Consider the following 17,574-nt stretch of genomic DNA (forward strand, 5'->3'; position numbering starts at 1 on the left):
TCCACTCATGTCACGTATTGGTAAAGCGCCCATCCCCGTGCCCGACAAGGTCACCGTCACCCTCCAGGGGCTCGAGGTGACCGTGAAGGGCCCCAAGGGGGAACTCAACCGCACCCTGCCCGAGGGGGTGTCGATCAGCCAGGACAGCGGCCTGATCGTGGTGAGCCCCAGCGGCGAGAACCGCCGCTGCCGCGAGCGCCACGGCCTCTGCCGCACCCTGGTGGCCAACATGGTGGAAGGGGTGAGCCAGGGCTTCAGCCGCAAGCTCGAGATCGTCGGCGTGGGTTACCGCGCCGCCCTCCAGGGCAAAAAGCTGGTGGTCTCCGCCGGCTATAGCCACCAGATCGAGATGGTTCCCCCCGACGGGATCTCCTTCGCGGTCGAGGGCACCACCACCGTGGTGGTGTCTGGCGCCAACAAGGAGCTGGTGGGCAACGAGGCCGCCAAGGTCCGCGCCATCCGTCCTCCTGAGCCTTACAAGGGCAAGGGGATCAAGTACGCGGGCGAGCGCATCCTGCGCAAGGCCGGTAAGACCGGTAAGAAATGAGGTCTGCCTGAGCATCGTTACTCTGTATTGCCATGTCATCCCTCTCCCGCAAACAGCAGACCCAGAAGCGTCACCGCCGTCTGCGTCGCCTACTCAACGGCACCGCCGAGCGTCCGCGCCTGGCCGTGTTCCGCTCCAACAACCACATCTACGCCCAGGTCATCGACGACGGTGCCCAGAGCACCCTCTGTTCGGCCTCGACCGTGGACAAGGAGCTGCGCCCCAGCGTGACCACCGCCGCCACCTGCGAGGCCTCCGTTGCCGTGGGCCAGCTGGTGGCCAAGCGCGCCCTCGCCAAGGGCATCTCCCAGGTGGTCTTCGATCGCGGCGGCAACCTGTACCACGGCCGGGTCAAGGCCCTGGCTGACGCCGCCCGGGAAGCGGGCCTTCAGTTCTGATCCCGACTTTCACCATGACCCAAACCAACGAACAAGTTCAATCCAGCGGTGCCGTGCCCGCAGCAGCCGGGGTTCCGGCGGCTGCCGAGGGCCAGCAGGAGCGCCGTGGAGGCGGCGGCGGCCGCGGTGACCGCCGCGGCGGTGGCCGGGGGCGCGACAACCGTCGCGGCCAGGAGCGCGACTCGGAATGGCAGGAGCGGGTGGTGCAGATCCGCCGTGTCTCCAAGACCGTGAAGGGCGGCAAGAAGATGAGCTTCCGGGCCATCGTCGTGGTGGGCAACGAAAAGGGCCAGGTGGGCGTCGGCGTCGGCAAGGCCGGCGACGTGATCGGCGCCGTCCGCAAGGGCGTGGCCGATGGCAAGAAGCACCTGGTGAAGGTGCCTCTCACCCGCGCCAACTCGATTCCCACCCTCAGCAACGGCCGCGATGGCGCTGCCAGCGTGCTGATCCGGCCCGCCGCTCCAGGCACCGGGGTGATCGCAGGCGGCTCGATTCGCACCGTGCTGGAGTTGGCTGGCATCAAGAACGTGCTGGCCAAGCGCCTCGGCTCCAAGACGCCGCTCAACAACGCCCGCGCCGCCATGGAAGCCCTCTCGGGCCTCCGCACCCACAAGGAGACCGCCAAGGAGCGGGGCATCTCCCTTGAGCAGATCTACTCCTGAGGCCCTTCCGATGAGCATCACTCTCCAATCCCTCAAAGCCAACCCCGGCGCCCGGCGCCGCAAGCTCCGCAAGGGTCGGGGCATCGCCGCCGGTCAGGGCGCCAGCTGCGGCTTCGGCATGAGGGGCCAGAAATCCCGCTCGGGCCGGCCCACCCGTCCCGGCTTCGAGGGCGGCCAGATGCCTCTCTACCGGCGGGTGCCCAAGCTCAAGCACTTCGAGCTGATCAACCGCAAGGAATTCACGGTGCTCAACGTGGCCCGGCTGGCCGACTGCGCCGCCGGCAGCACGGTGAACCTCGACACCCTGGTCAAGGCCGGCATCGTCACCAGCCCCAAGCACCCGCTGAAGGTGCTCGGCCATGGTGATCTTGGCGTGAAGCTCACGGTGCAGGCCTCCGCCTTCACCGCCAGCGCCCGGGCCAAGATCGAGGCCGCCGGTGGCAGTTGCGAGATCATCTGAGCGCCCTGCCCGGCGGCGGCCCCACGGGTCGCACAAGCCTCCGCCCTAGGGTCTGAGCCGTCCACCGGAATGCGGTGGACGGCTTTTTGATGATGACCCTCTGACCCCTGGCTTGCCCAGGCCGCCCAGCCCCCTTTTCCAGCCAACCACCATGCTTCTCAGTCGGGGACGCAACCCCAGCGCCGGTGAGATCCTCACCCAGCTGATCCAGTCCAAAGGCCTGCGCGACAGGGTGCTCACCACCCTGGGTCTGCTGCTGCTGGTGCGGCTGGGGATCTACATCCCCGTGCCCGGCATCGACCGGGTGGCCTTTCAGGAGTTTCTGGCCCAGGGCGGCCAGCTGATCGGCTTCCTCGACATCTTCACCGGCGGGGGACTCTCCACCCTGGGCATCTTCGCCCTGGGCATCCTGCCCTTCATCAACGCCTCGATCATCATTCAGCTGCTCACGGCAGCCTTGCCCCAGCTTGAAGACCTGCAGAAGAACGAGGGGGAGGCCGGGCGCCGCAAGATTGCCCAGATCACCCGTTACGTGGCCCTGGGCTGGGGCATTCTCCAGAGCACGGTGTTTGCCCTGATCCTGCGCCAGTACGCCACCGAAGGACTGTCGGAACCGGTGTTCGTGATCCAGACAGCCCTGGCCCTGGTGACCGGTTCGATGATCGTGATGTGGATCAGCGAGGTGATCACCGAGCGGGGCATCGGCCAGGGGGCCTCCCTGGTGATCTTCGTGAACATCGTGGCCACCCTGCCGCGGGCCCTGGGCTCCACCATCGAGCTGGCCCAGAGCGGCGACCGCAGCACCGTGGGCGGCATTGTGGTGCTGGTGGTGGTGTTCCTGCTCACGATCGTGGGCATCATCTTCGTGCAGGAGGGCAACAGGCGCATCCCGATCGTGAGCGCCAAGCGTCAGGTGGGGGGCACCAACCTGCTGGCGGCGCGCCAGAGCTACCTGCCCCTGAAGCTGAATGCCGGCGGCGTGATGCCGATCATCTTCGCCTCCGCCGTGGTGTTCCTTCCTCTCACCATTGCCAACCTCACCCGCAGCCCCTGGCTGATCCAGCTGGCCAGCTCGCTCAATCCCAACAGCAGCACACCGTGGCTCTACGCCCTGGTGTTCTTCGGGCTGATCGTGGGCTTCTCCTTCTTCTATGCCTCGCTCACGGTCAACCCGGTGGACATCGCCAGCAACCTGAAGCGCGGCGGCGTCGCCGTGCCGGGGGTGCGACCAGGCTCAGCCACCGCCACCTACCTCGGCGGCGTGCAGAATCGCCTCACTCTGCTCGGGGCCCTGTTCCTCGGGGCCGTGGCCATCATTCCCTCGGCCGTGGAGGGCGCCACCCAGGTGCGCACCTTCCAGGGGCTGGGCGCCACCTCGCTGTTGATCCTGGTGGGCGTGGCCATCGACACCGCCAAGCAGGTGCAGACCTACGTGATCTCCCAGCGCTACGAAGGGATGGTGCGTCAGTAGGACCGGCCCCAGCTCCCCACATCCAGACCTTCCTCCCCACTTGTTCTGCCATGAAGCAACGACTCCTGTTCCTGGGCCCCCCCGGTGCCGGCAAGGGCACCCAGGCCGAGCAGCTGGCCAAAGGCCGGCAGCTGCTCCACCTCTCCACAGGAGACCTCTTGCGGGCCGAGGTGAAAGCCGGCAGCGCCCTCGGCCAGCAGGCCGAGGCAGTGATGGCCCGGGGTGAACTGGTCAGCGATGCCCTGGTGCTGGCAATCGTGCGCAGCCGCCTGGAGCGCCAGGCCGAAGAGGGGGGCTCCGGTTGGCTGCTGGACGGCTTTCCCCGCAACCTGGCCCAGGCCGAAGCGCTGGAGCGCCTGCTGGCCGAGCTCGGCCAGCAGATCGAGATCGTGGTGTTGCTGGAGCTGGACGACAGCGTGCTGCTGCAGCGGCTGCTCAGCCGCGGGCGTGCCGATGACAACGAGGCGGTGATCCGCCATCGCCTTGAGGTCTACCGGGAGCAGACGGCGCCCCTGATCCGTTACTACCAAGAAAAAGGGCTGCTGCAGGGCGTCGATGCCAGCGGCCCGGTCGAGGCCATCGCCGCCCGCATCACCGCCCTGCTGGACTGAGCCCTCCGCCGGGCCATGGGATGGAGAGGTTGACCCATGTGATAGGTTGGCGGTTTGCAAATTCGGAGAGCACAACGCCCATGAAGGTGCGTGCCTCAGTCAAGAAGATGTGCGACAAGTGCCGGGTGATCCGCCGCCACGGCCGGGTGATGGTGATCTGCACCAACCCCAAGCACAAGCAGCGCCAGGGCTGATCAAGCCCTGGCAGGGCCTCAGCCGGGGCCACTGCACCACGCCCGCCCAACGGCGGGCAACCCTGGGCCTTCCCGGGGCCACCTGCCTCTGGCGGGTTCCTCTGACCCTTGAATCGTTTCCCACGTGGCTCGGATTGCCGGCGTCGATATCCCTCGCGACAAGCGGGTTGAGATCGCTCTCACCTATGTGTATGGCATCGGGCTCACCCGTGCCCAGAAAATCCTCGCCAAGACCGGCGTGAGCCCGGATATCCGGGTCAAGGACCTCAGCGACGCCGATGTGCAGAAACTGCGCGGTGCCGCCGAGACCTTCACCCTCGAAGGCGACCTGCGCCGGCAGGAGGGCATGGCCCTCAAGCGCCTGCAGGACATCGGCTGCCTGCGGGGCCGCCGTCACCGCATGGGTCTGCCGGTGCGTGGACAGCGCACCCGCACCAATGCCCGCACCCGCCGGGGTGCCCGCAAGACCGTGGCCGGCAAGAAGAAGTAAGCCCATCCGCCCGGTTCGAGGCCCTGCCGCCTGAGCTGAGCACCCAGACCCTGCCGCCGAGCATCGTCGCGAGCCTGCTTCCGAGAGGCTCATGGCCTTCCCAGCATCCAGCCGGGCCGGCTTCACCGCTCAGGCGTCACCAGGGTCTGCCCCCGTTCCCCGATCACCTCCTGCTGCAGCAGGCCTCTCCACCATGGCAAAGCCAGCCAAGAAAACGGGCCCCAAGAAGGCCAAGCGCAACGTGCCCAACGGCGTTGCCCACATCCAGAGCACCTTCAACAACACCATCGTGTCGATCTCCGACACGGCCGGTGAGGTGATCTCCTGGAGCTCCGCCGGTGCCAGCGGCTTCAAGGGCGCCCGCAAAGGCACCCCCTTTGCCGCCCAGACCGCTGCCGAAGCCGCCGCTCGCCGCGCCCTGGAGCAGGGCATGCGCCAGATCGAGGTGCTGGTGCGCGGCCCGGGCTCCGGCCGCGAGACCGCCATCCGCGCCCTGCAGGTGGCTGGCCTGGAGATCACCCTGATCCGCGACGTGACCCCCCTTCCCCACAACGGCTGCCGGCGTGCCAAGCGCCGCCGCGTCTGATTCGTCGCCCCGTCCCTTCCCAGGGGCCCCTCCGCCCAACCTTCCGACTGTTCAGACCGTGCTGCACTACCAAATCGACCGGATCGAGCATCAGGTCTCCGACGACCGGGCTCAGACCGGCGTCTTCCTGATCGGCCCCCTGGACCGCGGCCAGGCCACCACCCTGGGCAACGCCCTGCGGCGGGTGCTGATTGCCGGCCTGGAGGGCAGCGCCATCACGGCGGTGCGCATCTCCGGCGTCAATCACGAGTACGCCACCGTGCCCGGCGTGCGTGAAGACGTGCTGGACATCCTGCTCAACTGCAAGCAGGTGGCGGTGAACAGCCGCAGCCGCGACCTGGAGATCGGCCGGCTGGTGGTGAACGGTCCCAGCACCGTGACAGCAGCCGACCTGCAGTTCTCCTCTCAGGTGCAGGTGATCGATCCCGACCGCCTGATCGCCACCGTGGCCGACGGCTTCAGCCTCGAGATGGAGGTGCACGTGGAACGGGGTGTGGGCTACCGCCCCGTCGACCGCCATAACGAGGACACCAGCGCCATCGATCTGCTGCAGATCGATGCGGTGTTCAAGCCGGTCAACCGCGTCAACTACAGCGTCGATGAGACGGCGGTGGGTGAGGGAGGCTCAGCCCGCGAGCGGCTGCGGCTCGAAATCGAGACCGACGGCAGCGTCACTCCAGACGACGCCATGGCCCAGGCGGCCAATCAGCTGATCGCCCTGTTCCAGCCGCTGGCCACCCTGAGTGTGGTGGAGGAGCCCGGCCATGAACCCGAACCTTCCCCCGAAGCCCAGATTCCGCTCGAAGAGCTCAACCTCTCCGTGCGGGCCTACAACTGCCTCAAGCGTGCCCAGGTCAACTCCGTGTCTGACCTGATGGGCTTCAGCTATGAAGACCTGCTGGAGATCAAGAACTTCGGCTCCAAGTCTGCCGATGAGGTGATCGAAGCGCTGGAGCGCATCGGCATCACCCTGCCCCAGAGCCGAACCAGCGCCTGAACGGCAGCGCCCGACCCTTTCCACGAGCCCACGAACGATGCGCCACCAATGCCGAGTCCCCATGTTGGGACGCCCCGCCGACCAACGCAAAGCGATGCTGCGCGGACTCGCCACCCAGCTGATCCGCGAAGGGCGGGTCACCACCACCAAGGCCCGCGCCAAGGCGCTGCGCGATGAAACCGAGCGCATGATCACCCTGGCCAAGGCCGGAACCCTGGCGGCCCGTCGTCGGGCCATGGGCTACATCTACGACAAGCAGCTCGTCCACGCCCTGTTCGAGAAGGCCCAGGAGCGCTATGGCGACCGCAATGGCGGCTACACCCGGATCTTCCGCACCGTGCCTCGCCGCGGCGACAATGCCGAGATGGCGATCATCGAGCTGGTCTGAGCACCCAGCAGTCCAGGCGACGCTGTCGGCGCCCCCTCTGCCCGCCGCGGTGCTGATCCCACGGCGGCTGTTGGCATGGAGCGCCTTCCCACCCCCCAGAGCGGCCCGGCCCTGAACCCTGCAGCCGGGCAGCGCATCGCCCTCTGCCTGCAGTACGACGGCGGGGCGTTCCACGGCTGGCAGCGCCAGCACAATGCAGTGAGCGTGCAGGAGACGCTGGACAGGGCCATCGCGGGCCTGGATCCACTCCCGGCAGCAGCCGCCAATCCTTCCTCGCGGCCCCGCAGCTGGGCCGCAGGCCGCACCGATGCCGGCGTGCACGCCGCCGCCCAGGTGGTGCATTTCGACAGCCACGGGCCGATCCCGGCTGAGCGCTGGGCCCGGGCCCTGAACGGACGGCTGCCCGCCTCGATCCGCGTCAGGGCCGCCTCCAGAGTTCCCGCCGACTGGCATGCCTGCTTCTCGGCCACCTACCGGCGCTACCGCTACACCCTGTTCAACGGCCGGGCCCCGAACCTCTTTCTGGCTCCCTGGAGCTGGCATCGCTACCAGTGCCGACTGGACGAGCAGCGCATGGACGAGGCACTCCAGGGCCTGCTCGGCAACCACGACTTCACGGCCTTCCAGAAGGCCGGCAGCCGGCGCCTGCACGCCCGCACCACCGTGCAGGAAGTGGCCCTGGATCGCCAGGGGGATCTGCTGCGGGTGGAACTGCAGGCCAGCGGCTTCCTCTACGGCATGGTGCGGCTCGTGCTGGGGCAGCTGGTGGCGGTGGGGGAAAGGCGGCTGAGCCCGGCGGCCTTTGAGCAGCGCTGGCGGCAGCAACAGCGCCAGGCGGTGAAAGAGGCCGCCCCACCCCACGGGCTGTGCCTGCTGCGAGTGGGCTACCCCAAACCCATCTTCCCAACAGCCGCCTGGTATGATTGCCAGCCGCGGTATCAGCTCGACACCACCGATTCACCGGAGGTTACAGCTGGCCTATCCGTCGATCCGCAGGGCCCGCCGCGGCCAAGCGGTATGGTCGTTTGAACGGCTTGGTTTCCACCTGCCATCCCGACCACCTGCCCAGCCCTCTACGGCCTGCCGGTGCCTGACCAGGCGATATGAACAAGACTCCCCTGCCCTCCGTTGATTCCCTCGACCGCCAGTGGTTTGTGGTCGACGCTGAGAATCAGACCCTCGGTCGCCTGGCCAGCGAAGTGGCCTCGGTGCTGCGCGGCAAGAACAAGCCCTGCTACACCCCTCACCTCGATGCCGGTGACTTCGTCATCGTCATCAACGCCGACAAGGTGCGCGTGAGCGGCAACAAGGCCAGCCAGAAGCTCTATCGCCGCCACTCCGGGCGCCCCGGTGGCATGAAGACCGAAACCTTCGCCCACCTCCAGGCCCGCCTTCCCGAGCGGATCGTGGAGAAGGCGATCAAGGGCATGCTTCCCCACAACGCCCTCGGCCGTCAGCTGTTCCGCAAGCTGAAGGTGTACAAGGGCACCGAGCATCCCCACACCGCCCAGAAGCCCCAGCCCCTCGCCCTCGATCCTGCCGCCGCCGCCCAATGAGCACCTCCAACGTCGTCTACTGGGGCACCGGTCGCCGCAAGACCGCCGTGGCCCGTGTCCGTGTCGTGCCCGGCAGCGGCAGCGTCACGATCAACGGCCGTCCCGGCGATAACTACCTGAACTACAACCCCGTCTACCTGGCGGCGGTCAAAGCCCCCCTCAACACCCTGGGGCTCGCCACCGACTACGACCTGCTGGTGAACGTGCGCGGCGGTGGCCTCACCGGCCAGGCCGATGCCATCAAGCAGGGCGCTGCCCGGGCCCTGTGCGAGCTGTCCCCTGACAACCGCAAACCGCTCAAGACGGAGGGCCACCTCAGCCGCGACCCCCGGGCCAAGGAACGCCGCAAGTACGGCCTCAAGAAAGCCCGTAAGGCGCCCCAGTTCTCGAAGCGCTGATCTTCAACTCGAAGCGCCGATCGTCGATCTCCTTCAGACTTTTCCAGCCATGCCCAAGGCCGACATTCATCCCACCTGGTACCCCGATGCCAAGGTGATCTGCAACGGAGAGGTGGTGATGACCACCGGCTCCACCTCACCTGAGCTCCATGTGGACGTGTGGAGCGGCAACCACCCCTTCTACACCGGAACCCAGAAGATCCTCGACACCGAGGGCCGGGTGGACCGCTTCATGCGCAAGTACGGCATGGCCAGCCTCGACAGCAGTGCTGGCGTCAAGACCGAACCAGAAGCGAAGCCCGAAGCCGGCACCACCGAAGCCAGCACCACCGAGGCCTGAGCCAACGGAGCCGCGCGGCCGGGAGAGCCACTTCTGCCCGGTGCGCCCCTCCTGACAGCTCCGGAATCGCTGGCCCATGGATCCCTCTCTCCTTCATGATCGGCTCACGGCCGCCAGGAGCACCTTTGAGACCCTGGAGCGCCAACTGGCGGATCCTGCCGTGGCCTCAAACCCCGAGCAGTTGCAGGCGATCGCCCGCGAGCGCTCACGCCTGGAACCGCTGGTGCGGAACCATGAGCGCTTCCAGAAGCTGAAGCAGGAAGAGGACGAAGCCCGGCAACTGCTGCGGGAGCACCGGGGTGACGCTGGCATGGAGCAACTGGCCAGCGAGGAACTGCAGCAGCTCGGCAAGGCCATCGCAGCCCTGGAACAGACGCTCACCGTGGCTCTGCTGCCGCAAGATCCCCGCGATGAGCGCAGCGTGATGCTCGAGGTGCGGGCCGGGGCCGGCGGCGACGAGGCCGCCATCTGGGCCGGAGACCTGGCCCGCATGTACGAGCGCTACGCCCAGAGCCTGGGCTGGCGGGTGGATCCGGTGTCGGCTTCGGAGGCGGAGCTGGGGGGCTACAAGGAGCTGATCCTGGCGATCCGGGGCGAGGGCGTGTTCAGCCAGCTGAAATTCGAGGCCGGCGTGCACCGGGTGCAGCGGGTGCCGGCCACGGAGTCCCAGGGGAGGGTGCACACCTCCACGGCCACGGTGGCCGTGATGCCGGAGGCCGATCCGGTGGAGGTGCAGATCGAGCCCGGCGACGTGGAGATCAGCACCGCCCGCTCCGGCGGGGCCGGCGGCCAGAACGTCAACAAGGTGGAAACGGCGGTGGACCTGATCCACCGACCCACCGGCATTCGCGTGTTCTGCACCCAGGAGCGCTCGCAGCTGCAGAACCGGGAGCGGGCCATGGAGATCCTGAGGGCCAAGCTCTACGAGCGCCAGCTCGCTGAGGCCAACGCCAGAGAGCGCTCCGACCGGCTGGCGCAGGTGGGCAGCGGCGACCGCAGTGAAAAGATCCGCACCTACAACTACAAGGACAACCGCACCACCGACCACCGCCTGGGGCGCAACTTCTCGCTCGAGCCCATTCTCAATGGCCAGCTCCACGACCTGATCGGGGCCTGCATCACCGCCGACCAGAACCGCCGCCTCGATGCCCTCGCCGCCCAGGTGAGCGCCTGAGCGGGCAGCCGCGCTCAGACGAGCAGCTCGGCGCCGGACTCCACGCCGATCAGGTATTTGGCCCACTCGTGGTGGCGACCGGCCCGCAGGTGGCGCGTCGCCTCATAGCCGAGGCCGCTGGCGGGACGATGGGGTTGGCGGCGCAGGGCCATGCCGGCCTCCCGCGGCGTGCGGTTGCCCTTGCGCACGTTGCAGCTCAGGCAGGCGGTGGTCACGTTCTCCCAGCTGTCCAGCCCACCGCGGCTGCGGGGAACGACGTGATCCACCGAGAGCTGATCTCCGCCATAGCCGCAGTACTGGCAGCAGTGGCCGTCCCGGTGGAAGAGATTGCGCCTGGTGAGCGGCAGTTGCCGGTAGGGCACGCGTACGAACTGCCGCAGGCGGATCACCGTGGGGAGCAGAGTATCCTCGCGGATCAGATGTGTCGGGTCGTGTTCCAGGCCTTCGGCTTTGCCCTTGAGAAGCATCACCATGGCGCGGCGCCAGGTGGTGATGTTGAGGGGTTCGTAGGAGGCGTTGAGGACGAGGACGTGGCCCATGCCAGAGCCGGGATTACCCGGCATGCTAATTGCGCTGGATTGAGGAATCCGTGACGCAGGCCACGAACCAAGGCTGGCTGCCGAGCCTGCCCCTGGTGGAGGCCGGCCTGGAGCGGCGGCGAGCCTGGGTGGACGTGGAGGCCTGGGCGATCACCGCCAACGCCCGGGCGCTGAAGCGCGCCATCGGCCCCGCCTGCTCCCTGATGGCCGTGGTCAAGGCCGATGGCTATGGCCATGGTGCTGTGGTGGTGGCCCGGGCCGCCCTGGAGGGGGGAGCCAGCTGCTTCGGGGTCGCCACCCTCGGCGAGGGGATCCAGCTGCGCCAGGCCGGCATCGAGGCGCCGGTGCTGGTGCTGGGCGGGCTCGGCCATCCCGAGGAACTGCGCAGCTGCCAGCGCTGGCAGCTGATGCCCACGATCAGCGGCATGCGGGAGGCCCTGCTCTGTCAGAACCTGGCCAGCGGCGGCGGCGCCCCGATGGCCGTGCAACTGAAGCTCGACACGGGCATGACCAGGCTGGGAGCGGCCTGGCAGGAGGGGCCGAGGCTGGTGAGAGCCATCCAGGAGCTGGATGCCGTGCACCTGGCAGGGGTTTACTCCCACCTCGCCAACGCTGACGCCGAGCCGGAAGCCGCCGCGGCCGGGGATCTGGACCCCACCACGGCGGAGCAGAAACGCCGCTTCGACAACGTGCTGGCGAGCCTGAAGCAGCAGGGGCTCGAGCCGGGGATCCGCCACCTGGCCAATTCGGCCGCCACCCTGCGCAGCCCTGCGCTCCACTACGACATGGTGCGGGTGGGCCTGGCCCTGTATGGCCACAGCCCCGCCCCCCATCTGCGCCGAGTGCTCGACCTGCAGCCGGCCCTGCACCTGCACGCCCGGGTCACCCTGGTGCGCGAGGTGCCTGAGGGCGTTGGGGTGAGCTACGGCCACCGCTTCCACACCGCGCGCCCCAGCCGCCTGGCGGTGGTGGGCATCGGCTATGCCGACGGGGTGCCCCGGCAACTCTCCAACCAGATGGAGGTGCTGTTCGAGGGTCAGCGCCTGGCTCAAGTGGGGGCGATCACCATGGACCAGCTCGTGGTGGATGCCACCGATTGCGCCGATCTGGAGACGGGCTCGGTGGTGACCCTGCTGGGCAGCGATGGCGACCAGCAGATTCAGCCCACCGACTGGAGCGAGCGCTGCGGCACCATCCCGTGGGAAATCCTCTGCGGTTTCAAGCTGCGCCTGCCGAGGCTGGAGGCCCAACCCGCCAGAGCCTGAGCCGATGGCCACGCTGATAAGCTCATCGGGCCCCTGGAGAGGTGGCTGAGCGGTTGAAAGCGGCTCCCTGCTAAGGAGTTACAGGAGGCAACTTCTGTCGAGGGTTCGAATCCCTCCCTCTCCGTTGAACTGCCCAAGCCCCCTGCCCTGAGCTGGTCGCTCCTGCCTTGGGCCCTCAGTGCCTGCAAGCCCTGCAGAGGTGGCTGGCGAGCGCCGGCAGCAGCCGTTCATCGAGGGCCCGCTCCCGACCCTCGCTGAACACCACCAGAAGGAAGGGGTCGTGGCCCTCAGCCTCCACATAGGCGGCGTCATGGCGCGCCTGACTCATCCAGCCGGCCTTGCTCCACAGCCTGGCCTGATCGGGCAGGCCGGCGCCGAGGAAACCGTCCACCTGGTTTTCCGGGTCGGCCGCGCGGCAGTCCGGCTCCAGACTGCGCTCCAGCAGTTGTCGCATGCGTGCACAGGCCGGCGGCGAGACCACAGCGGCGGCCATCACCGCCAGCAACAGCCTGGCCACCGCCTCGCTGCTGAGGCTGTTGCGGTTGTCCAGCTCCGGGCCGTAGAAGGCCCGCTCGCGGCCGTAGGGACCATCGCCCCAGGTTTTCTGGCAGGCGTTGCAGCCCTGCAACTCAGGCCACCCCAACCCTGCCAGCCAGTCGTTCACCAGCTGGCGCTGCCGCACCCAGGCCTCCATGCGCTCCGGGGGCAGGGCCGGACCGCTGGTGGTGCCGCTGAGCAGATCCACCACCAGGCCGGTGGCGTCATTGCTGGAGTCGCGGATCATGTCGGCCAGAGCCCGCCTCAGCTCAGGCCCGTCCTCGAGCCATTCCTCCTGCAGCCAGGCCTCAACGGCGATCAGATACACCAGCTTCACCACACTGGCGGGGTAGCGCTGGCGATCCCCCCCCCAGCTGGCCCCCCGTCCGGGGAGGCCCCAGAAGGCGCTGGGCCCCGCCTCCATGGCTCGCTCCCGCAGGGATGGAGCAAAGCGAACCCAGGTGATCGAGAGCTGCTGGCCCAGACCCGGGCGGCCCTCCAGCTCCAGCGCCTCGATCAGCTCAGCCAGGGTCTGCGCCATGCCCTGGTCCTGGCTGTAGAACGCCATCAGTGCCGGCACAAGCTGTGACGACCCTAGGAACCCCCCAGTCGCCTCCCCTTGCGGAGGGCACGGCGGCTGCGCCGGAACTGCTCCTGCCCGGCAGCATCTGGCGGCTGGAGGCCCCCCTCGACCTGTTCAGCCGTCCGCAGGGAAGCGGGCTCGCCACCCAGGCGGCTGGCGGGCGCTGCCTGGAGATCTGCAGCGGCTTGAAGCAGGGCCGCCTGCGGGTGCGCCTGCTGGAGGACGGCTACCCGGGCTGGATCGTGGCCGATGCGCTGCTGGGGCAGGCGATGGCCAGCCGCGCTCCCAGGCCGTTGCTGCTGGCTCGCGCCGCCATCGAGGAACGGCTGGCGGCGGTGCTGGCCTTTGCCATGGCCGCCAACCAAAGGCCCAACACCTATCTGTGGGGCGGCAGCCTCGGGCCCGACTTCGACTGTTCCGGGCTGGTGCAGGCGGCCTACGCCAGCACCGGCATCTGGCTGCCGCGCGATGCCTACCTGCAGGAGCGCTTCTGCCAGCCCCTGGCGGTGCGCCCCGGCGTGTTCCACCAGCTCGAGCCCGCCGACCTGATCTTCTTCGGCAGCCCGCAGCGCTGCACCCACGTGGCCCTGCACCTGGGCAGCGGACGCTATCTGCACAGCTCCGGGCGCGAGCACGGCCGCAACGGCATCGGCATCGACGATCTCAACCCCAACAATGCTCACCCCGTGGCGGGCCACTACCGCGCCGAACTGCGCGGCGCCGGACGGGTGATGCGCTGTCACGACGGCAGTCCCCTGCCCGCCTAGGTTCCTTGCCTGCGATCGGGCCGCGATGGATCTCTCAGTGGTGGTGCCCCTCTACAACGAGGAGCAGAACGTGCCGCTGCTGGTGGAGCAGGTGCTGCGATCGATCCGCCCCCTGGGGCTGGAGCACGAGCTGGTGGTGGTGGATGACGGCTCCAGCGACGGCACCGCCGAGGTGCTGCGCGGGCTGAGCAGCAGCCAGCCGGAGCTGGTGGTGGTGCTGCTGCGGCGCAACTACGGCCAGAGCGCCGCCATGGCCGCGGGCTTCGATGCCAGCTGCGGGCAGGTGATCGTCACTCTTGATGGCGACCTGCAGAACGATCCGGCCGACATTCCCATGCTGCTGGAGCGGCTGGAGCAGGGCTTCGATCTGGTGAGCGGCTGGCGCCACCAGCGGCAGGACCATGCCGTGTCGCGGCTGCTGCCCAGCCGCATCGCCAATCGTCTGATCGCCCGGGTCACCGGCGTACGCCTGCACGACTACGGCTGTTCTCTCAAGGCCTACCGCCGCGAGGTGGTGGACGACCTCAACCTCTACGGCGAGCTGCACCGGTTTCTGCCAGCCCTGGCCTTCATCGAGGGCGCCCGCATCAGCGAGGTGCAGGTCGGCCACCACGCCCGCCGCTATGGCCAGAGCAACTACGGCATCGATCGCACCTTCCGGGTGCTGATGGACCTGCTCACGGTGTGGTTCATGAAGCGATTCCTGACCCGGCCGATGCACGTGTTCGGTTCAGCCGGCCTGGCGGCCATGGCGGTGGGTCTGCTGCTGACTGTGGCCCTGGTGGTGGAAAAGCTGCTGCTGGGGGCCGAGATCGGCGATCGGCCGCTGTTGCTGGTGGCCCTGATCAGCGTTGTGGCGGGCGTGCAGCTGTTCTGCTTCGGGCTGCTGGCTGAACTGCAGATGCGCACCTACCACGAGAGTCAGGGGCGGCCCATCTACCGGGTGCGCGAGACGTTGCGGGGCAGCGCCACGACCGGTTCCCCCGCCTGAGGCCGGGACTGCCGGCCCCGGAAGCGTTCCAGCGCCAGAGCTGCCTCCAGCACCACGCGGGGGTCGGGGTCGCGGCGGGCCCTGTGCAGCAGCGGCAGGGTGCAGCGGTGACCCCAGCGGCGGGCCACCTGCACGGCGACCAGACGGTTGGTGTGATCCGCCTCGAAATGGCGCTGCAGCGCCGTGAGCAGCAGCTGCTGATCGCGAGCACGGAGCGCCACACCGGCCGGCTGGCGAGCGAGGGGCGAGGCGGCAGCGAAGGCGGCGGCAGCCTCGTCGGCGCTGGGCGGCCCTGAGCGGGAGGGCTGCCCGGCAGGGGAGACGGAGTGGCCGGGGGGCTGCAGGGCCGTGGGCTGGTGCAGCTGGCTGCGGTTCAGGGCCGCCACCGCACTGGCATCGGTGGAGCGCAGCAGGCGGGCGGGGGGACGGCGACCGAGCCACCAGAGCGCCAGGGCCAGCAGACCGGCCAGGGCAGCGAGGCTGGAGGGAGGCATGGATTGAACTTTTATGTCGCCCAGCAGGGCCCAAGAAGGCTGTGCTGGAAACGATCCTTACAGTACCGGCGGTTGCTACTGGCCTGCGCCATGACTGGAGAATTTGCTGCCGCCTGGATGCCCTCGGTGTTCGTGCCCCTCGTCGGGATCCTCGGCCCAGCCGTGGCGATGGCGCTGTTGTTCAACGTGATTGAAGCCCGCGACTGAGCGCTCCGGGCCTCGGAGTGCCGACGCCCCTTTCAACACCCTCACATCCATCCCCATGACCGTGACCCCCGTGGCCGACCCCTGTGTCGGCAATCTGGCCACTCCCGTCAACAGCAGCTATTTCAGCAAGGCGTTCCTGAATGCCCTGCCGGCCTATCGCCCCTCCCTGTCGCCCAACCGGCGCGGCCTGGAAGTGGGCATGGCCCATGGCTTCCTGCTGTACGGACCCTTCGCGTTCACGGGCCCCCTGCGGCTCACCGAGTACGCCAGCACCAGTGGTCTGCTGGCTGCGATCGGTCTGGTGTCGATCCTCACGGTCTGCCTGTCGATCTACGGCACAGCGGGCACAGGCCCCAACGTGCAGCCTGCGGACGCCACTGTGGACAATCCGCCTGCAGACCTGTTCACCAAGTCCGGCTGGGCTGAGTTCGCCAGCGGCTTCTGGCTGGGCGGTTGCGGTGGTGCGGCCTTCGCCTGGTTCCTGGCGACCACCGCCATGGTTTCCCCTCTGGGGAGCATTGCCGGTGGCGTCTGGAGCATGGGCTGACCTCCAGCAGCTCTGCTGGCAGCCTTGCCGACCATCGCTGCTGCAGCAAGGTCCATCCAAGCCCCGCCGTTGGCGGGGTTTTTGTTTGGCGGGTGAGGATGGAGAAGCAGTCGCTGGAGAGCTCCATGGGCACGCAGGTTTCCCGCCCAAAGCGCACGCTGGCCTGCCCACGCCGCGGGTTGGCTCAGCAGGGCGTCTGGCCTGCAGGCCTGGCCCTGGCAGCCAGCGCCCTGCTGCTGCTTGGCGGCTGTCAGCCGCAGAACGCGCCCGAGCCGGAGCCACCCGCTGCCCCGGCGCTGCCACCGACCAGCGGCAGCGGCAGCCAAAGCAGCAGCGCCACTCCCAACAGCACCGAAGCGCCCACAGGCTCGGCGGCCGCGGACCTGCAGGAAAAGGGCAGAAGCAGTGGCCTGGTGCAGGGCCACGCCGCCACGGTGGCCTGCCTGAGGGGCGAGCGTGCCCAGACCGATGGCAATGAACTCCGCTGCGAAGACTGGGCGTACGTGCGCCAGAACTACGCCAGCGCCCGCTGAGGAATGCCGACGCGGCGACCTCAGGGCTGGTTGCGGTCCAGGAGTGCTGAGCCCAGCCAGGCGCCGCAGGCCACCAGCAGCAGGCCGCCCAACAGATTCCCGGCCACGATGGCTGTCACCCCGAGCCAGTGCCCCAGGGTGAGCTGCTGGGCGATGGAGAGCATCCAGGAAGAAAACGTGGTGAGACTGCCACAGAAACCCACACCAGCCCAGAGGTAGAGGCGGGCCCGGCTGGCGGGCTGAACGATCAGCAGGCCGATCAACAGGCAACCGCTCAGATTCGCCAACAGCGAAGCCTGCAACAGGGCTGCCCCAGGGCCGGCCTGAGCTGCCGCCGCCAGGTCGAGCTGCCAGCGGAGCAGCCCACCCGGCACGGCACCGAGCGTCAACAGCAGCAACTCCTTGGACTCCCGCTTCAGGGGTTCTCTCATCTCAGGGCACCGATCAGCAGACCGGCCTGCATGGCCAGCAGACCCGCCAGCAGCGAGCCGCCGGCCAGGGCACAGGCCTCGCCCCAATGGCGGCGCTGCAACACCTGGTGCAGCTCAGCCACGAAGGAGGAAAAGGTGCTGAAACCTCCGAAGAAGCCGGTGCCCAGCAACAGCATCGTGCTGCGGGCTCCCGGGCCGCCACCCTGCTGCAAGGCAGCCAGCAGACCGAGGGCAAAACAGGCCACCACATTCACCACAAAGGTGCCCCAGTGCTTGCGGGGCAGCGCCGGCTCCAGGTGGTTGACCACCCTGTAGCGCAGCCAGGCTCCTGGCACCACGCCAAGGGCCACCAACACCGACGAGGTGGCCGTGGACAGAGAACTCATCACGGCGCGAGTGCCAACAGAT

27 protein-coding genes and 1 tRNA gene are annotated in these 17,574 nt (G+C 68.4%); 23 read left to right on the forward strand and 5 right to left on the reverse strand.

What is annotated here, in order from left to right; all coding sequences use genetic code 11:
* The first annotated feature begins 7 nt into the window (after positions 1-7).
* The 16 genes from rplF (at position 8) to prfA (ending at position 10,272) form a co-directional block, all read left to right on the forward strand.
* Entirely contained in the window at positions 8-547 is a 540-nt protein-coding gene (rplF, locus tag CyaNS01_RS12180) for a 50S ribosomal protein L6 (protein WP_186697292.1), read from the forward strand.
* A 32-nt stretch (positions 548-579) separates the two neighbouring features.
* Positions 580-945, forward strand: coding sequence for a 50S ribosomal protein L18 (rplR, locus tag CyaNS01_RS12185; RefSeq protein ID WP_186697293.1), 366 nt, complete (start codon positions 580-582; stop codon positions 943-945).
* Positions 946-959: 14 nt separating this feature from the next.
* Positions 960-1,607, forward strand: coding sequence for a 30S ribosomal protein S5 (rpsE, locus tag CyaNS01_RS12190; protein ID WP_186697294.1), 648 nt, complete (start codon positions 960-962; stop codon positions 1,605-1,607).
* Positions 1,608-1,617: 10 nt separating this feature from the next.
* On the forward strand, positions 1,618-2,067 hold the full coding sequence (gene rplO, locus CyaNS01_RS12195; protein WP_186697295.1) for a 50S ribosomal protein L15: 450 nt from the start codon (positions 1,618-1,620) through the stop codon (positions 2,065-2,067).
* Between the two features lie 151 nt (positions 2,068-2,218).
* The gene (gene secY / locus CyaNS01_RS12200; protein ID WP_186697296.1) at positions 2,219-3,538 is read left to right on the forward strand and encodes a preprotein translocase subunit SecY; all 1,320 of its coding nucleotides are present in this window, start codon (positions 2,219-2,221) and stop codon (positions 3,536-3,538) included.
* Between the two features lie 50 nt (positions 3,539-3,588).
* The gene (locus CyaNS01_RS12205; RefSeq protein ID WP_186697297.1) at positions 3,589-4,149 is read left to right on the forward strand and encodes an adenylate kinase; all 561 of its coding nucleotides are present in this window, start codon (positions 3,589-3,591) and stop codon (positions 4,147-4,149) included.
* Positions 4,150-4,229: 80 nt separating this feature from the next.
* On the forward strand, positions 4,230-4,343 hold the full coding sequence (gene rpmJ, locus CyaNS01_RS12210) for a 50S ribosomal protein L36 (protein WP_006173336.1): 114 nt from the start codon (positions 4,230-4,232) through the stop codon (positions 4,341-4,343).
* Positions 4,344-4,467: 124 nt separating this feature from the next.
* The gene (gene rpsM / locus CyaNS01_RS12215) at positions 4,468-4,833 is read left to right on the forward strand and encodes a 30S ribosomal protein S13 (RefSeq protein ID WP_186697298.1); all 366 of its coding nucleotides are present in this window, start codon (positions 4,468-4,470) and stop codon (positions 4,831-4,833) included.
* Between the two features lie 193 nt (positions 4,834-5,026).
* Positions 5,027-5,419 (forward strand): 30S ribosomal protein S11, encoded by a 393-nt coding sequence (gene rpsK / locus CyaNS01_RS12220; RefSeq protein ID WP_186697299.1) that lies wholly within the window; start codon positions 5,027-5,029, stop codon positions 5,417-5,419.
* Positions 5,420-5,477: 58 nt separating this feature from the next.
* Positions 5,478-6,416 carry a DNA-directed RNA polymerase subunit alpha gene (locus tag CyaNS01_RS12225; RefSeq protein WP_186697300.1) on the forward strand — a complete coding sequence of 313 codons (939 nt, stop codon included), beginning with the start codon at positions 5,478-5,480 and terminating at the stop codon, positions 6,414-6,416.
* A gap of 37 nt (positions 6,417-6,453) precedes the next feature.
* Complete coding sequence (rplQ, locus tag CyaNS01_RS12230) at positions 6,454-6,804, forward strand: 50S ribosomal protein L17 (RefSeq protein WP_186697301.1); 351 nt, start codon at positions 6,454-6,456, stop codon at positions 6,802-6,804.
* A gap of 75 nt (positions 6,805-6,879) precedes the next feature.
* Positions 6,880-7,833: a tRNA pseudouridine(38-40) synthase TruA gene (gene truA / locus CyaNS01_RS12235; protein WP_186697302.1), complete on the forward strand. Its 954-nt coding sequence runs from the start codon at positions 6,880-6,882 to the stop codon at positions 7,831-7,833.
* A gap of 74 nt (positions 7,834-7,907) precedes the next feature.
* A complete protein-coding gene (rplM, locus tag CyaNS01_RS12240) occupies positions 7,908-8,360 on the forward strand; it encodes a 50S ribosomal protein L13 (RefSeq protein WP_186697303.1) in 453 nt (150 codons plus the stop codon).
* Positions 8,357-8,758: a 30S ribosomal protein S9 gene (rpsI, locus tag CyaNS01_RS12245; RefSeq protein WP_186697304.1), complete on the forward strand. Its 402-nt coding sequence runs from the start codon at positions 8,357-8,359 to the stop codon at positions 8,756-8,758. The genes rplM and rpsI overlap by 4 nt, the downstream gene beginning before the upstream one ends.
* A 49-nt stretch (positions 8,759-8,807) precedes the next feature.
* On the forward strand, positions 8,808-9,098 hold the full coding sequence (rpmE, locus tag CyaNS01_RS12250; protein ID WP_186697305.1) for a 50S ribosomal protein L31: 291 nt from the start codon (positions 8,808-8,810) through the stop codon (positions 9,096-9,098).
* Positions 9,099-9,174: 76 nt separating this feature from the next.
* Positions 9,175-10,272 (forward strand): peptide chain release factor 1, encoded by a 1,098-nt coding sequence (gene prfA, locus CyaNS01_RS12255; RefSeq protein ID WP_186697306.1) that lies wholly within the window; start codon positions 9,175-9,177, stop codon positions 10,270-10,272.
* 14 nt (positions 10,273-10,286) lie between these two features.
* Here the strand turns inward: prfA and CyaNS01_RS12260 are convergent, their stop codons facing one another.
* Positions 10,287-10,811: an HNH endonuclease gene (locus CyaNS01_RS12260; protein WP_186697307.1), complete on the reverse strand. Its 525-nt coding sequence runs from the start codon at positions 10,809-10,811 to the stop codon at positions 10,287-10,289.
* Positions 10,812-10,888: 77 nt separating this feature from the next.
* Here CyaNS01_RS12260 and alr point away from each other — a divergent pair, with 77 nt between their 5' ends.
* Positions 10,889-12,076 carry an alanine racemase gene (gene alr / locus CyaNS01_RS12265; protein WP_225875956.1) on the forward strand — a complete coding sequence of 396 codons (1,188 nt, stop codon included), beginning with the start codon at positions 10,889-10,891 and terminating at the stop codon, positions 12,074-12,076.
* 35 nt (positions 12,077-12,111) lie between these two features.
* Positions 12,112-12,200 (forward strand) — tRNA-Ser (locus tag CyaNS01_RS12270).
* A 51-nt stretch (positions 12,201-12,251) separates the two neighbouring features.
* On the opposite strand, the gene CyaNS01_RS12275 is transcribed toward CyaNS01_RS12270, so the two are convergent.
* Positions 12,252-13,181, reverse strand: coding sequence for a serine hydrolase (locus CyaNS01_RS12275; RefSeq protein ID WP_186697309.1), 930 nt, complete (start codon positions 13,179-13,181; stop codon positions 12,252-12,254).
* Between the two features lie 17 nt (positions 13,182-13,198).
* Here CyaNS01_RS12275 and CyaNS01_RS12280 point away from each other — a divergent pair, with 17 nt between their 5' ends.
* On the forward strand, positions 13,199-13,963 hold the full coding sequence (locus tag CyaNS01_RS12280) for a C40 family peptidase (protein ID WP_186697310.1): 765 nt from the start codon (positions 13,199-13,201) through the stop codon (positions 13,961-13,963).
* Positions 13,964-13,988: 25 nt separating this feature from the next.
* A complete protein-coding gene (locus CyaNS01_RS12285) occupies positions 13,989-14,954 on the forward strand; it encodes a glycosyltransferase family 2 protein (RefSeq protein ID WP_186697311.1) in 966 nt (321 codons plus the stop codon).
* Here CyaNS01_RS12285 and CyaNS01_RS12290 read toward each other — a convergent pair.
* A complete protein-coding gene (locus CyaNS01_RS12290; RefSeq protein ID WP_186697312.1) occupies positions 14,900-15,448 on the reverse strand; it encodes a HEAT repeat domain-containing protein in 549 nt (182 codons plus the stop codon). The two genes, CyaNS01_RS12285 and CyaNS01_RS12290, sit on opposite strands and share 55 nt — an antisense overlap.
* A gap of 90 nt (positions 15,449-15,538) precedes the next feature.
* Between CyaNS01_RS12290 and CyaNS01_RS12295 the strand changes: the two genes are divergently transcribed.
* The 3 genes from CyaNS01_RS12295 (at position 15,539) to CyaNS01_RS12305 (ending at position 16,735) form a co-directional block, all read left to right on the forward strand.
* The gene (locus CyaNS01_RS12295) at positions 15,539-15,655 is read left to right on the forward strand and encodes a photosystem I reaction center subunit VIII (protein WP_006910603.1); all 117 of its coding nucleotides are present in this window, start codon (positions 15,539-15,541) and stop codon (positions 15,653-15,655) included.
* A gap of 55 nt (positions 15,656-15,710) precedes the next feature.
* On the forward strand, positions 15,711-16,202 hold the full coding sequence (locus CyaNS01_RS12300; protein WP_186697313.1) for a photosystem I reaction center subunit XI: 492 nt from the start codon (positions 15,711-15,713) through the stop codon (positions 16,200-16,202).
* Positions 16,203-16,327: 125 nt separating this feature from the next.
* Positions 16,328-16,735: a hypothetical protein gene (locus CyaNS01_RS12305; RefSeq protein WP_186697314.1), complete on the forward strand. Its 408-nt coding sequence runs from the start codon at positions 16,328-16,330 to the stop codon at positions 16,733-16,735.
* Between the two features lie 20 nt (positions 16,736-16,755).
* Here the strand turns inward: CyaNS01_RS12305 and CyaNS01_RS12310 are convergent, their stop codons facing one another.
* Both CyaNS01_RS12310 and CyaNS01_RS12315 read right to left on the reverse strand, forming a co-directional pair.
* Complete coding sequence (locus CyaNS01_RS12310; RefSeq protein ID WP_186697315.1) at positions 16,756-17,166, reverse strand: CrcB family protein; 411 nt, start codon at positions 17,164-17,166, stop codon at positions 16,756-16,758.
* Positions 17,163-17,552 carry a CrcB family protein gene (locus CyaNS01_RS12315; protein ID WP_186697316.1) on the reverse strand — a complete coding sequence of 130 codons (390 nt, stop codon included), beginning with the start codon at positions 17,550-17,552 and terminating at the stop codon, positions 17,163-17,165. The genes CyaNS01_RS12310 and CyaNS01_RS12315 overlap by 4 nt, the downstream gene beginning before the upstream one ends.
* Positions 17,553-17,574 lie beyond the last annotated feature (22 nt).

This window comes from Cyanobium sp. NS01 (assembly GCF_014280235.1).
Taxonomy (GTDB): domain Bacteria; phylum Cyanobacteriota; class Cyanobacteriia; order PCC-6307; family Cyanobiaceae; genus NIES-981.

Excerpts from the sequence above, each read along its gene's own strand:
- rplF (WP_186697292.1), top strand. The coding sequence starts at position 8 with ATGTCACGTATTGGTAAAGCGCCCATCCCCGTGCCCGACAAGGTCACC.
- rplR (WP_186697293.1), top strand. The coding sequence starts at position 580 with ATGTCATCCCTCTCCCGCAAACAGCAGACCCAGAAGCGTCACCGCCGT.
- rpsE (WP_186697294.1), top strand. The coding sequence starts at position 960 with ATGACCCAAACCAACGAACAAGTTCAATCCAGCGGTGCCGTGCCCGCA.
- rplO (WP_186697295.1), top strand. The coding sequence starts at position 1,618 with ATGAGCATCACTCTCCAATCCCTCAAAGCCAACCCCGGCGCCCGGCGC.
- secY (WP_186697296.1), top strand. The coding sequence starts at position 2,219 with ATGCTTCTCAGTCGGGGACGCAACCCCAGCGCCGGTGAGATCCTCACC.
- CyaNS01_RS12205 (WP_186697297.1), top strand. The coding sequence starts at position 3,589 with ATGAAGCAACGACTCCTGTTCCTGGGCCCCCCCGGTGCCGGCAAGGGC.
- rpmJ (WP_006173336.1), top strand. The coding sequence starts at position 4,230 with ATGAAGGTGCGTGCCTCAGTCAAGAAGATGTGCGACAAGTGCCGGGTG.
- rpsK (WP_186697299.1), top strand. The coding sequence starts at position 5,027 with ATGGCAAAGCCAGCCAAGAAAACGGGCCCCAAGAAGGCCAAGCGCAAC.
- rplQ (WP_186697301.1), top strand. The coding sequence starts at position 6,454 with ATGCGCCACCAATGCCGAGTCCCCATGTTGGGACGCCCCGCCGACCAA.
- truA (WP_186697302.1), top strand. The coding sequence starts at position 6,880 with ATGGAGCGCCTTCCCACCCCCCAGAGCGGCCCGGCCCTGAACCCTGCA.
- rplM (WP_186697303.1), top strand. The coding sequence starts at position 7,908 with ATGAACAAGACTCCCCTGCCCTCCGTTGATTCCCTCGACCGCCAGTGG.
- rpsI (WP_186697304.1), top strand. The coding sequence starts at position 8,357 with ATGAGCACCTCCAACGTCGTCTACTGGGGCACCGGTCGCCGCAAGACC.
- rpmE (WP_186697305.1), top strand. The coding sequence starts at position 8,808 with ATGCCCAAGGCCGACATTCATCCCACCTGGTACCCCGATGCCAAGGTG.
- prfA (WP_186697306.1), top strand. The coding sequence starts at position 9,175 with ATGGATCCCTCTCTCCTTCATGATCGGCTCACGGCCGCCAGGAGCACC.
- CyaNS01_RS12260 (WP_186697307.1), bottom strand. The coding sequence starts at position 10,811 with ATGGGCCACGTCCTCGTCCTCAACGCCTCCTACGAACCCCTCAACATC.
- CyaNS01_RS12275 (WP_186697309.1), bottom strand. The coding sequence starts at position 13,181 with ATGGCGTTCTACAGCCAGGACCAGGGCATGGCGCAGACCCTGGCTGAG.
- CyaNS01_RS12285 (WP_186697311.1), top strand. The coding sequence starts at position 13,989 with ATGGATCTCTCAGTGGTGGTGCCCCTCTACAACGAGGAGCAGAACGTG.
- CyaNS01_RS12290 (WP_186697312.1), bottom strand. The coding sequence starts at position 15,448 with ATGCCTCCCTCCAGCCTCGCTGCCCTGGCCGGTCTGCTGGCCCTGGCG.
- CyaNS01_RS12295 (WP_006910603.1), top strand. The coding sequence starts at position 15,539 with ATGACTGGAGAATTTGCTGCCGCCTGGATGCCCTCGGTGTTCGTGCCC.
- CyaNS01_RS12300 (WP_186697313.1), top strand. The coding sequence starts at position 15,711 with ATGACCGTGACCCCCGTGGCCGACCCCTGTGTCGGCAATCTGGCCACT.
- CyaNS01_RS12305 (WP_186697314.1), top strand. The coding sequence starts at position 16,328 with ATGGGCACGCAGGTTTCCCGCCCAAAGCGCACGCTGGCCTGCCCACGC.
- CyaNS01_RS12310 (WP_186697315.1), bottom strand. The coding sequence starts at position 17,166 with ATGAGAGAACCCCTGAAGCGGGAGTCCAAGGAGTTGCTGCTGTTGACG.
- CyaNS01_RS12315 (WP_186697316.1), bottom strand. The coding sequence starts at position 17,552 with ATGAGTTCTCTGTCCACGGCCACCTCGTCGGTGTTGGTGGCCCTTGGC.